Origin of the sequence: Stenotrophomonas maltophilia, from assembly GCF_047782825.1 — a bacterium.
Lineage (GTDB): Bacteria > Pseudomonadota > Gammaproteobacteria > Xanthomonadales > Xanthomonadaceae > Stenotrophomonas.
Genome location: NZ_CP180589.1, coordinates 56387 through 69030 on the forward strand (window position 1 = coordinate 56387; position 12644 = coordinate 69030).

Annotated in this window: 10 protein-coding genes and 2 tRNA genes; all 12 read left to right on the forward strand. The window is 64.5% G+C overall.

Translation table 11 applies throughout. The features are described from left to right. The first annotated feature begins 3 nt into the window (after positions 1-3). The 12 genes from nuoF to rimP all read left to right on the forward strand — a co-directional run bounded on the left by nuoF (position 4) and on the right by rimP (position 12641). A complete protein-coding gene (gene nuoF / locus ACM2ZB_RS00240; protein ID WP_108765760.1) occupies positions 4-1344 on the forward strand; it encodes an NADH-quinone oxidoreductase subunit NuoF in 1341 nt (446 codons plus the stop codon). Then, entirely contained in the window at positions 1341-3587 is a 2247-nt protein-coding gene (nuoG, locus tag ACM2ZB_RS00245) for an NADH-quinone oxidoreductase subunit NuoG (RefSeq protein ID WP_416056985.1), read from the forward strand. The genes nuoF and nuoG overlap by 4 nt, the downstream gene beginning before the upstream one ends. Continuing rightward, on the forward strand, positions 3584-4678 hold the full coding sequence (gene nuoH / locus ACM2ZB_RS00250) for an NADH-quinone oxidoreductase subunit NuoH (RefSeq protein ID WP_107231065.1): 1095 nt from the start codon (positions 3584-3586) through the stop codon (positions 4676-4678). The genes nuoG and nuoH overlap by 4 nt, the downstream gene beginning before the upstream one ends. A 3-nt stretch (positions 4679-4681) precedes the next feature. After that, a complete protein-coding gene (gene nuoI / locus ACM2ZB_RS00255; RefSeq protein ID WP_005410456.1) occupies positions 4682-5170 on the forward strand; it encodes an NADH-quinone oxidoreductase subunit NuoI in 489 nt (162 codons plus the stop codon). 9 nt (positions 5171-5179) lie between these two features. Next, positions 5180-5836 (forward strand): NADH-quinone oxidoreductase subunit J, encoded by a 657-nt coding sequence (locus ACM2ZB_RS00260; protein WP_416056986.1) that lies wholly within the window; start codon positions 5180-5182, stop codon positions 5834-5836. Then, entirely contained in the window at positions 5833-6138 is a 306-nt protein-coding gene (gene nuoK / locus ACM2ZB_RS00265; protein WP_006381125.1) for an NADH-quinone oxidoreductase subunit NuoK, read from the forward strand. The genes ACM2ZB_RS00260 and nuoK overlap by 4 nt, the downstream gene beginning before the upstream one ends. 7 nt (positions 6139-6145) lie before the next feature. Further along, the gene (gene nuoL, locus ACM2ZB_RS00270) at positions 6146-8311 is read left to right on the forward strand and encodes an NADH-quinone oxidoreductase subunit L (protein WP_416056987.1); all 2166 of its coding nucleotides are present in this window, start codon (positions 6146-6148) and stop codon (positions 8309-8311) included. Positions 8312-8334: 23 nt separating this feature from the next. Beyond that, entirely contained in the window at positions 8335-9843 is a 1509-nt protein-coding gene (locus ACM2ZB_RS00275) for an NADH-quinone oxidoreductase subunit M (protein ID WP_313441063.1), read from the forward strand. A 15-nt stretch (positions 9844-9858) separates the two neighbouring features. Then, entirely contained in the window at positions 9859-11319 is a 1461-nt protein-coding gene (nuoN, locus tag ACM2ZB_RS00280) for an NADH-quinone oxidoreductase subunit NuoN (protein ID WP_313441061.1), read from the forward strand. Positions 11320-11446: 127 nt separating this feature from the next. Further along, positions 11447-11523, forward strand: a tRNA-Met gene (locus tag ACM2ZB_RS00285). Positions 11524-11605: 82 nt separating this feature from the next. Next, positions 11606-11682 (forward strand) — tRNA-Met (locus tag ACM2ZB_RS00290). Between the two features lie 368 nt (positions 11683-12050). Further along, positions 12051-12641 (forward strand): ribosome maturation factor RimP, encoded by a 591-nt coding sequence (gene rimP, locus ACM2ZB_RS00295; RefSeq protein WP_313441059.1) that lies wholly within the window; start codon positions 12051-12053, stop codon positions 12639-12641. Positions 12642-12644: the final 3 nt, after the last annotated feature.

Consider the following 12644-nt stretch of genomic DNA (forward strand, 5'->3'; position numbering starts at 1 on the left):
GGCATGGCACATCACCACGAATCCAAGGGTCCGGTCGGCCCCGCGCCGCTGCCGCACCAGGTGGTCTACACCACCCTGCATTACGACACCCCGTGGTCGTACGAAAGCTACCTCAAGACCGGTGGCTACGCCGCCCTGCGCAGGATCCTCGAAGAGAAGATCCCGCCGGAGCAGGTCATCGAGATGGTCAAGGCCTCGGGCCTGCGCGGCCGCGGTGGCGCGGGCTTCCCGACCGGCCTGAAGTGGTCCTTCATGCCCAAGGGCAACATGCAGAAGTACATCCTCTGCAACTCGGATGAATCCGAGCCGGGCACCTGCAAGGACCGCGACATCCTGCGCTACAACCCGCATTCGGTCGTGGAAGGCATGGCGATCGCCTGCTACGCCACCGGCTCGACCGTGGGTTACAACTACCTGCGCGGTGAGTTCCACCACGAGCCGTTCGAGCACTTCGAGCAGGCCCTGGCCGATGCCTATGCAAACGGCTGGCTGGGCAAGAACGTGATGGGCTCGGGCGTGGACATCGACATCTACGGTGCCCTGGGCGCCGGCGCCTACATCTGCGGCGAAGAAACCGCGCTGATGGAATCGCTGGAAGGCAAGAAGGGCCAGCCGCGCTACAAGCCGCCGTTCCCGGCGAACTTCGGCCTGTACGGCAAGCCGTCGACCATCAACAACACCGAAACCTACGGTTCGGTGCCGGCGATCATCCGCAACGGTCCGGAGTGGTTCAAGGGCCTGAGCCTGACCGCCAACGGCGGCCCGAAGTGCTTCTCGGTGTCCGGCTGCGTGCAGAACGGCGGCAACTTCGAAGTGCCGCTGGGTACCACCTTCGACGACCTGCTGGAAATGGCCGGTGGCCTGCGTCCGGGCCGCACCCTGAAGGGCGCGATTCCGGGTGGCGTGTCCATGCCGGTGCTGACCGCGGCCGAGCTGAAGGGCCTGCCGATGGACTACGACACCATCCGCGCACTGGGCTCCGGCCTGGGTTCGGGCGCCGTCGTGGTGCTGGATGACAGCGTCTGCTGCGTCAAGTTCGCCTGCCGCATCAGCCAGTTCTTCCACAAGGAATCGTGCGGCCAGTGCACCCCGTGCCGTGAAGGTACCGGCTGGATGCACCGCGTGCTGGAGCGCATCGTCGCCGGCAAGGCCACGATGGAAGACCTGCACCAGCTGAAGGCGGTGGCCGGCCAGATCGAAGGCCACACCATCTGTGCGTTCGGCGAAGCGGCTGCATGGCCCATCCAGGGTTTCCTGCGCCAGTTCTGGGACGAGTTCGAGTACTACATCGTCAACGGTCATTCGATGGTTGACGGCAAGAAGGTGGAGGCAGCCGCTGCATGAGCGCGCAACCCAATAATCCGGGTGGGAATCCGAGCGTCCCACCCGATCACGTCACCATCGAGATCGATGGCAAGTCGCTGGTCGTGCCCAAGGGCTCGATGATCATCCAGGCCGCCGACAAGGCCGGCATCTCCATTCCGCGCTTCTGCTACCACGAGAAGCTGCCGATCGCCGCCAACTGCCGCATGTGCCTGGTGGACGTGGAGAAGTCGCCGAAGCCGGCGCCGGCCTGCGCCACCCCGGTGATGGACGGCATGAAGGTCGCCACCCGCAGTGAGAAGGCGCTCAAGTTCCAGCGTTCGGTGATGGAGTTCCTGCTCATCAACCACCCGCTGGACTGCCCGATCTGCGACCAGGGCGGCGAGTGCGAGCTGCAGGACGTTTCGCTGGGCTATGGCCGTTCGGTCAGCCGCTTCAACGAGCGCAAGCGCGTGGTGCCGGACGAGGACATGGGTCCGCTGGTCGCCACCGAGATGACCCGCTGCATCCAGTGCACCCGCTGCGTGCGCTTCACCGCCGACGTGGCGGGCACCTATGAACTGGGTGGCATGTACCGCGGCGAGAACCTGCAGATCGGTACCTACGACGGCAAGCCGCTGACCACCGAGCTGTCCGGCAACGTCGTCGACGTCTGCCCGGTCGGCGCGCTGACCAACAAGGTGTTCCAGTTCCGCGCCCGCCCGTGGGAACTGACCGCGCGTGAATCGCTGGGCTACCACGACGCCATGGGTTCGAACCTGTTCCTGCACGTGCGTCGCGGCGAAGTGCTGCGCACCGTGCCGCGCGACAACGAAGCCGTGAACGAGTGCTGGCTGTCCGACCGTGACCGCTACTCGCACCAGGGCCTGTACAGCGAAGACCGTGCGGTCAAGCCGCTGCGCAAGGTCAATGGCGAGTGGAAGGAAGTGAGCTGGGCTGAAGGCCTGGCCGCGGCCGCCGAGATCCTGAAGGCGAACCAGGGCGACAACCTGGGCGTGCTGGTGCATCCGTCGACCTCGAACGAGGAAGGCGCGCTGCTGGCCCGCCTGGCCAAGGGCCTGGGCTCGAGCAACATCGACCACCGCATCAACAACCGCGATTTCTCCGATGCCGCAACCGCCGAAGTGTTCGGCCTGCCGCTGGCCGAAATCGAAGGCGCCGACCGCATCGTCGTTCTGGGCAGCAACATCCGCCACGAACTGCCGCTGCTGCACGCCCGCCTGCGCAAGGCGCAGACCACCAACGGCGCCAAGATCCACGTCGTCAACCCGGTGGATTTCGACTTCGCCTTCAGCATTGCCGGCAAGCAGATCGTCGCGCCGTCGAAGTTCGTCGACGCGCTGGCCAACGCCGAGCTGCGTTCGGCGGTGCAGGGCGGCAACAACACCGTGCTGATCGTCGGTGGCATCGCCGAGAACCACCCGCAGGCTGCCGCGATCCGTGCCGCCGCGCGTGACTTCGCCGCCGCCACCGGTGCCAAGCTGTGCCGCATCCCGCAGGGCGCCAACGCCGTTGGGCTGAGCCGTGCCGGCGTGCTGCCGGCCGGCAAGGACGTCGCCGCGATGCTGGCGCAGCCGCGCCAGGCCTACGTGGTGTACGGCCTGGAGCCGGGCCTGGACTTCGCCGATGCGCCTGCCGCGCGCAAGGCGCTGGTCGGCGCCCAGGTGGTGGCTTTCAGCCAGTTCGCCTGTGCCTCGACCCGCGACGTTGCCGACGTGATCCTGCCGATCGGCGCGCTGCCGGAAATCGACGCCACCCTGACCAACCTCGATGGTCGCGAGCAGTCGGCCCGTGCCGGCGGCAAGCTGCCGGGCGAGGCCCGTGAAGGCTGGCGCGTGCTGCGCGCACTGGGCGGCGAAATGGCGCTGGCCGGTTTCGACTTCACCGACCTCGCCGGCCTGCGCGCCAGCCTGGCCCCGGTGTCGGTCACCGTCGCCGCTTCGGCACAGCCGGTGGTTGCCGGTGAAGGGCTGGAAGTGGCTTCGACCGCCGCGATCTACCGCACCGATGCGGTGGTCCGTCGCGCCCCGGCGCTGCAGTCGCATCCGCTGAACAACGCCCCGCGCATCGTGCTCAACGCTGACGATGCCGCGCGCCTGCAGCTGCAGGAAGGGCAGATGGCCAAGGTCGGCACCGATGCCGGCAAGGCCACCCTGCCGGTGGTGGTCGACGCCCGCGTCGCTGCGGGTTCGGTCTGGATTGAATCGGGCCACGGCGCGACCGCGCCGCTGGGTGCCGCTCGCGTATCGGTGGTGGCTGCATGAACGAATTGCTGTTGAACGCGGTCGACCCGCTGCACCAGTGGCTGCTTGGCCTCGGTGACATCGGCGCGCTGATCTGGATCATCCTGAAGATCCTGGTGATCACCGTACCGGTGATCGTCTCGGTGGCCTTCTACGTGGTCTGGGAACGCAAGCTGATCGGCTGGATGCACGTCCGCCATGGCCCGATGTACGTGGGCATGGGCATCTTCCAGGCCTTCGCCGACGTCTTCAAGCTGCTGTTCAAGGAAGTGGTCCAGCCGAGCAGCGCCAACAAGGCGATCTACCTGCTGGCGCCGCTGATCACCCTGGCCCCGGCCTTCGCGGCCTGGTCGGTGGTGCCCTTCGATTCGCAGATCGTGCTGTCCAACGCCAACGCTGGCCTGCTGTACCTGCTGGCGATGACCTCGCTGGGCATCTACGGCATCATCCTGGCCGGTTGGGCGTCGAACTCGAAGTACGCGTTCCTGGGTGCGATGCGCGCCTCGGCGCAGATGATCAGCTACGAAATCGCCATGGGCTTTGCCCTGGTCGGCGTGATGATCGCCGCTGGCAGCCTGAACCTGAGCAACATCGTGATGGCGCAGGCCGGCAGCTCCGGCTTCTTCGACTGGTTCCTGCTGCCGCTGTTCCCGCTGTTCGTCATCTACTGGGTGTCGGGCGTGGCGGAAACCAACCGCGCGCCGTTCGACGTGGTGGAAGGTGAATCGGAAATCGTTGCCGGCCACATGGTCGAATACTCCGGCGGTGCCTTCGCCCTGTTCTTCCTGGCCGAATACGCGAACATGATCCTGATCAGCTTCCTGATCTCGATCTTCTTCCTCGGCGGCTGGCTGAGCCCGGTCCAGGGCTGGGTCAACTTCGGCGATGTCTCGCCGCTGGTCGACTGGATCTGGAAGGGCGGTGCACCGTGGCTGTTCGTCAAGGTGTTCTTCTTCGCCAGTGCCTACATCTGGTTCCGTGCCAGCTTCCCGCGCTTCCGCTATGACCAGATCATGCGCCTGGGCTGGAAGGTATTCATCCCGCTGGCCATTCTGTGGATCGCGGTTACCGCCGTCATGGTGTTCTTCGGCGTGATTCAAAAGGGCGTCTAAGTGATGAACAGGATTACCCATTACTTCAAGAGCCTGCTGCTGCTCGAACTGCTGGCCGGCCTTTGGCTGACGCTGAAGTACAGCTTCAAGCCGAAGTACACGATGATGTACCCGATGGAGAAGTTCCCGCAGTCGCCGCGCTTCCGTGGCCTGCACGCACTGCGCCGTTACCCCAACGGCGAAGAGCGCTGCATTGCCTGCAAGCTGTGCGAAGCGGTGTGCCCAGCCCTGGCCATCACCATCGACTCGGCCAAGCGCGAGGACGGCACCCGCCGTACCACCCGCTACGACATCGACCTGTTCAAGTGCATCTTCTGCGGCTTCTGCGAAGAAAGCTGCCCGGTGGACTCGATCGTCGAAACCCACATCCTCGAGTACCACTTCGAGAACCGTGGCGAAAACATCGTTACCAAGCCGCAGCTGCTTGCCCTTGGCGATCGTCTCGAAAACGAGATCGCCGAGCGTCGTGCCGCCGATGCCGCTTACCGCTGAGGTCGAGAGATGGATTGGGTAAATATCGCTTTCTGGGTGTTCGCCATCGCGGCAACGGTTTCGGCCGGTGCGGTGATCAGCGTGCGCAACCCGGTACACGCCGTGCTGTGCCTGGTGCTGACCTTCTTCTCCATTGCCTGCGTGTGGCTGCTGGTGGGCGCCGAGTTCCTCGGCGTGGCGCTGGTGCTGGTCTACGTCGGCGCGGTGATGGTGCTGTTCCTGTTCGTGGTGATGATGCTGGACATCGACCCCACCAAGATGCGTGAAGGCTGGGTGCGCTACCTGCCGGTGGGCCTGATCGTGGCCGTCGCCATGCTGGTGCAGATGCTGATGCTGATCGGCGTGAAGGGCAGGGCGGTCAACGCCTTCCCGGCCGACAACGCCGCCGCCCTGGCAGCGGACACCTCCAACATCACCTGGCTGGCCCGCAGCCTGTTCACCGAATACCTGCTGCCGTTCGAGTTCGCCGCCGTCATCCTGACCGTGGCCGTGGTGGCAGCGGTGATGCTGACCCTGCGCCGCCGTACCGGCGTGAAGAGCCAGAACCCGGGCGAGCAGACCATGGTCAAGGCGGGCGATCGCCTGCGCATGGTCAAGATGGGCGCCGAAGCGCCGGTCGTGCACAGCAACAGCAAGCCGGTCGCCGGCGAGGAGACCCAGCCGTGATTACCCTTGGCCACATGCTTGCGCTTGGCGCGGTGCTGTTCGCCATCAGCCTGGCCGGCATCTTCCTCAACCGGAAGAACGTCATCGTGCTGCTGATGTCGATCGAACTGATGCTGCTGTCGGTGAACGTCAATTTCGTCGCCTTCTCGCGTCAGTTGGGTGATCCGTCCGGCCAGCTGTTCGTGTTCTTCATCCTGACCGTCGCCGCAGCCGAGGCCGCCATCGGCCTTGCGATCCTGGTGACCCTGTTCCGTACCCGCCGCACGATCAATGTCGGCGAAGTCGATTCGTTGAAGGGCTGATCCACAGATGGAAATCACTCTCTCCAAGAGTCTGTTGATCGCAGTGGTGCTTGCACCACTGTTCGGCAGCATCATCGCCGGCCTGTTCGGTCGCCAGGTCAAGCGCTTCGGCGCGCAGACCGTCACCATCCTCGGCGTGGCCATCAGCTGCGCCCTGTCGATGTACACGCTGTACCAGTTGCTGTGGGGCGGCGCCCAGCCGTTCAACCAGAACATCTACACCTTCTTCGAAGTCGGCCAGTACTCGGCCCACGTCGGCTTCATGGTCGACAAGCTGACCGCGATGATGATGGTGGTGGTGACCTTCGTGTCGCTGCTGGTGCACATCTACACCATCGGCTACATGGAAGAAGACCCGGGCTACCAGCGCTTCTTCAGCTACATCTCGCTGTTCACCTTCTCGATGCTCACCCTGGTGATGAGCAACAACTTCCTGCAGCTGTTCTTCGGCTGGGAAGCGGTGGGCCTGGTGTCGTACCTGCTGATCGGCTTCTGGTTCAAGCGCCCGACCGCCATCTTCGCCAACATGAAGGCGTTCCTGGTCAACCGCGTGGGCGACTTCGGCTTCCTGCTGGGTATCGCCGGCGTGCTGTGGGTGTTCGGCACCCTGGATTACTCGCAGGTGTTCTCGCAGGCCAGCGTGCTGTCCAGCCCGCAGGCGCAGATGCAGGTCTGGGACGGCACCCTGCTGGGCATGCAGCTGCTGAGCGAGCCGGTGGTCTGGTCGATCGCCACGGTCATCTGCATCTGCCTGTTCATCGGCGCCATGGGCAAGTCGGCCCAGGTTCCGCTGCACGTGTGGCTGCCTGACTCGATGGAAGGCCCGACCCCGATCTCGGCACTGATCCACGCCGCGACCATGGTGACCGCCGGTATCTTCATGGTCACCCGCATGTCGCCGCTGTTCGAGCTGTCGCAGACCGCGCTGAACTTCATCCTGTTCATCGGTGCCACCACCGCGTTCTTCACCGGCCTGATCGGCATCGTGCAGAACGACATCAAGCGCGTGGTCGCGTACTCGACCCTGTCCCAGCTCGGTTACATGACCGTGGCCTTGGGCGTGTCGGCCTACTCGGCGGCCGTGTTCCACCTGATGACCCACGCCTTCTTCAAGGCGCTGCTGTTCCTGGGTGCCGGTTCGGTCATCATCGCCATGCACCACGAGCAGGACATGCGCAAGATGGGCGGCCTGCGCAAGTACATGCCGATCACCTTCATCACCATGTGGATCGGTACCCTGGCCCTGGTCGGTACGCCGTTCTTCTCCGGCTTCTACTCGAAGGACACCATCATCGAGGCCGCCGAGATCCACGCCCACATGCAGAACAGCTGGGTGGCCACCTATGGCTACTGGGCAGTGCTGGGTGGCGTGCTGGTGACCAGCTTCTACAGCTTCCGCCTGCTGTTCCTGACCTTCCATGGCAAGGAACGCTTCCGCGACGCGCACCATGAGGACCATGGCCACGGCCATGACGATCACCATGCCGCCGATGCCCACCACGGCGATGCGCACCACGACGACCACGGCCATGGCCATGGTCCGCACGAGCCGCACGAAACCCCGTGGGTGGTGACCCTGCCGCTGATCCTGCTGGCCATCCCCTCGATCGCCATCGGCTTCTTCAGCATCGGTCCGATGCTGCATGGCACCGACTGGCTCGGCCACCACGCCCACGACGCCATCAAGGGCCAGGCGACCACGTTCTTCACCGGCATAGTCGACTTCTACGATCCGGCCAAGAACACCGTCGGCTTCCTCGGCGAAGAGTTCCATGGTCCGGTGGCGTTCGCGCTGCACGGCATGATGCTGCCGCCGTTCTGGCTGACCCTGGCGGGCTTCGTGCTGGCCGCGCTGTTCTACCTGTGGAAGCCGGACCTGTCGGGCAAGGCGCGCAAGACCTTCGCCCCGCTGGTATCGGTGCTGGAAAACAAGTACGGCTTCGACAAGCTGTGGATCGATGGCTTTGCCGGTGGCAGCCTCAAGCTTGGCAAGGTGTCGCGCTGGATCGACAGCAACATCGTCGATGGCGTGGTCAATCTCTCGGCACGTGTTGTGGACGTTGCAGCCGGCGTGCTGCGTCGTACCCAATCCGGTTTCCTCTATCACTACGCCTTCGCGATGATCATCGGCCTGATTGCCCTGCTGGGCGTGCTGATGCATTACCTGCGTTGATGACCTGTACGGAATAAGAAGACGTGTCGAACTGGCCCCTACTCAGTGTCCTCATCTGGCTGCCGATCCTCGGCGGTGCCCTGATCCTTGCGATCCGTGATGCGCAGACCGCCCGCTGGGCGTCCCTGGGCGTCGCCGTCCTGACCTTCGTGGCGAGCCTCTCGCTGCTGAGCGGTTACGATCCGGGCATCGACGCGCTGCAGTTCGTCGAGACCCATGCCTGGATCCCGACGTACAAGATCGGCTACAACCTGGGCGTGGACGGCATTGCCGTGGCGCTGATCCTGCTGACCACCCTGGTCAGCGTGCTTGCCCTGATCGGCGCCTGGAGCGCCATTGACAAGCGCGTGAACCAGTACGTGGCTGCCTTCCTGATCCTGGAAGGCGTCACCGTCGGCATCTTCTCGGCCACCGACGCGATGCTGTTCTACGTGTTCTTCGAGGCGATGCTGATCCCGATGTTCCTGATCATCGGTGTCTGGGGTGGCCCGCGCCGCATCTACGCCGCGCTGAAGTTCTTCCTGTACACCTTCCTCGGCTCGGTGCTGATGCTGGTGGCGCTGATCTACCTGTACATGAAGGGCGGCAGCTTCCAGCTGGCCGACCTGTATGCCCTGCAGCTGTCGGGCAAGGAACAGACCTGGATCTTCTTCGCCTTCCTGATCGCCTTCGCGGTGAAGGTGCCGATGTTCCCGGTGCACACCTGGCTGCCGGACGCCCACGTGGAAGCGCCGACCGCCGGTTCGGTCATCCTGGCCGCCATCGCGCTGAAGATCGGTGGCTACGGCTTCCTGCGCTTCAACCTGCCGATCGTCCCGGACGCGTCGCAGGAATGGGCCTGGCTGGTCATTGCGCTGTCGCTGATCGCGGTGATCTACGTCGGCCTGGTCGCCCTGGTGCAGGACGACATGAAGAAGCTGATCGCCTATTCGTCCATCGCGCACATGGGCTTTGTCACCCTGGGCACCTTCATCGCCCTGTGGCTGGTGCGTGAAGCCGGCAACGTCGATGCAGCCCGCCTGGGCCTGCAGGGCGCTATGGTGCAGATGATCTCGCACGGCTTCGTGTCCGGCGCCATGTTCTCCTGCGTCGGCGTGCTGTACGACCGCATGCACAGCCGCCGCATCGCCGATTACGGCGGCGTGGTGAACGTGATGCCGTGGTTCGCCACCTTCGCCATGCTGTTCTTCATGGCCAACGCCGGCCTGCCGGGCACCAGCGGTTTCGTCGGTGAGTTCATGGTCATCCTGTCGGCGTTCCAGCGGAACCCGTGGATCGCCCTGGGCGCGGCCACCACCCTGATCATCGGCGCCGCCTACACCCTGTGGCTGTACAAGCGCATCTTCTTCGGCGAAGTGGCCAACAGCCACGTGGCCGAACTGAAGGACATCAACGGCCGCGAATGGCTGGTGCTGGGCGTGTTCGCCATTGGCGTGCTGGCCCTGGGCATCTACCCCAAGCCGCTGACCGACCTGATGGAGCCCTCGATCGCGAAGCTGGCGATGCAGATCGCATCCAGCAAGCTGCTGTAATTCCAGGATTTGATGATGACCACCTCGCCGCTGCTGCCATTGACCGCCGCCGACCTGCCACCGCTCGCTCCCGAGCTGGTGCTGATCGGCAGCGCCTTCGCCCTGATGATCCTCGACCTGTTCGTCAGCAACCGGAACAAGATCGTCACCCAACTGTTCGCAGTCGCCGCGCTGGCCGTGGTGCTGTTCATGCTGGCCACCGGCGTGGGCGGGCAGGGGGAAGTCTTCCATGGCATGTTCGTGCGCGACACCGCCGCGGACGTGATGAAGACCGGGATCGTGCTGCTCAGCGGCCTGACCCTGATCTACGGCTGGCGCTACCTGCGTGACCGTGACCTGTTCCAGGGTGAAATCCCGGTCCTGATCCTGTTCGGCACCGCCGGCATGATGATCCTGGTGTCCGCCGGCAGCCTGCTGATGGTCTACCTGGGCCTGGAACTGCTGGCCCTGTGCTCCTACGCCCTGGTCGCCAGCAACCGTGAAAACGGCCTGGCGTCGGAAGCGGCGATGAAGTACATCGTGCTGGGTTCGCTGGCCTCGGGCCTGCTGCTGTACGGCATGTCGCTGATCTACGGCGCCACCGGCAGCCTGCACCTGGATGCCATCCAGGCCGCCATCCCGCATTCGGACGAGCGCGTGCTGCTGATCACCGGTGCGGTGTTCATGATTGCCGGCGTCGCCTTCAAGCTGGGTGCCGCGCCGTTCCACATGTGGCTGCCCGACGTGTACCAGGGTGCCCCGGCGCCGATCGCGCTGTTCATCAGCTCGGCGCCGAAGCTGGCCGCCTTCGGCATGGCCTACCGCCTGCTGGAAATGGGCGTGGGCCCGCTGTCGACCGAACTGCAGATGCTGATTGCCGGCCTGGCCGCCGTGTCGCTGGTCATCGGCAACCTGATGGCCATCGCGCAGAGCAACCTCAAGCGCATGCTGGCCTTCTCCACCGTGTCGCACATCGGCTTCCTGCTGATGGGCATCGCCGGTGGTGGCGCCCAGGGCTATGCCGCAGCGCTGTTCTACGCACTGGCCTACGCCATCATGTCCACCGCCGCCTTCGGTGCGATCATCGCCCTGTCGCGCGCCGGCTTTGAAGCCGAGAACATCGAGGACTTCAAGGGCCTCAATGCCCGCAACCCGTGGATGGCCGGCCTCGTGCTGTGCATCATGGCGTCGCTGGCCGGCATCCCGCCGTTCCTGGGCTTCTGGACCAAGCTGGCCGTGCTCGGCGCTGCCGTGAACGGTGGCCTGCTGTGGCTGGCGATCCTGGGCGTGCTGTGCGCGGTGGTCGGCTGCTTCTACTACCTGCGTGTCATCAAGGTCATGTACTTCGATGAGCCGGTGGGTGAGGCCATGCCGCGCAGCAACGACCGCGTGCTGGGCCTGGTGCTGGGCGTGAACGCCCTGGCGCTGCTGGCTCTGGGCCTGGCCTGGAACCCGATCATGGTCTGGTGCCAGCAGGCATTTGCGCATCTTGCATAAAAGTTGACACAAAGCTGCGCGATTCGTGTAATATGCGCAGCCTGAGTTGTCACTGCAGCGGTTCAGCCAGAACATCGTTGCGGGAGTCCTCCTCGAAAGAGCAGGGCAGCAGTTCAAGCACTTCCGGTGCGGGGTGGAGCAGTCTGGCAGCTCGTCGGGCTCATAACCCGAAGGTCGCAGGTTCAAATCCTGCCCCCGCTACCAACTTCAGATCGGCGCCAACCGGTTTGATGAATGAGGGAAAGCTTGCATGTTTTGAAGCCATCACTCATAATTCCGCCTCTGATGCGGGGTGGAGCAGTCTGGCAGCTCGTCGGGCTCATAACCCGAAGGTCGCAGGTTCAAATCCTGCCCCCGCTACCAAGTAAAGAAGTCGCCTTCGAAGTCCTGCTTCGAAGGCGTTTTTCTTTGGGGTCCCTCCGTTTCTGTAGAGTCGAGCCATGCTCGACTACCTGCTGGAAAAGGGATCTGACCCCGGGTCCGCACCTTGCACCAGCGCGGTGCAGCCGCTATCATCAGCGGCCTAGGCAGTACCCCTGAAGGCGGCCTCCCCACGGGAGACCCGGTCCGGAAGGAGGGCTCGCAACACGCTTGCACAGCGCGTTGCAACCGGAATCCAGTCACCGGAGTCTTTCCGGAAAAAGGGGCCCAGCGGGCCCTTTGTCGTTTCCGGGGCGTCATGTTTTCACGCCGGCCGTGGCCGGCACCCAACCAAGAGATCAAGGCAGGCTGTGAGCGACAAGGCAACCGACATCGCGAATCTGCTCGCCCCGACCGTTGTGTCGCTGGGCCTGGAGCTGCTGGGCGTTGAGTATCTGCCGGCCCCCGGCGGTGCAACCCTGCGCCTTTACATCGACGTGCCGCTGGCTGAACAGCCCGAGCGCATCATCAACGTGGACGACTGCGAGCGCGTCAGCCGCGAAGTGTCCGCGCAGATGGACGTTGAAGACCCGATCAGCGGCAACTACACGCTGGAAGTGTCTTCGCCGGGCGTTGATCGCCCGCTGTTCAACCTGGAGCAGTTCGGTCGTCACCTCGGCGAAATGGCCAAGGTCACGCTGAAGCTGCCGCAGGACAACCGTCGTCGCCTGCAGGGCCGCATCGAAGCGACCGACGAGGCTGCAGACACCATCACCTTCATCGTCGACAAGACCGAAGTGGTCGTGTCGGCCGACAACATCGACAAGGCCCGGATCATGCCGGACTGGGTTGCCCTGGGCCTGGCCCCGGCCAAGCCGACCGGCCCGGCGCCGAAGCGTCCGAAGCCGGACAAGAATTCTTCTTCCAACGAGCCGGCGGCAAAGAAGCCGCGCGCGGAGTGAGCC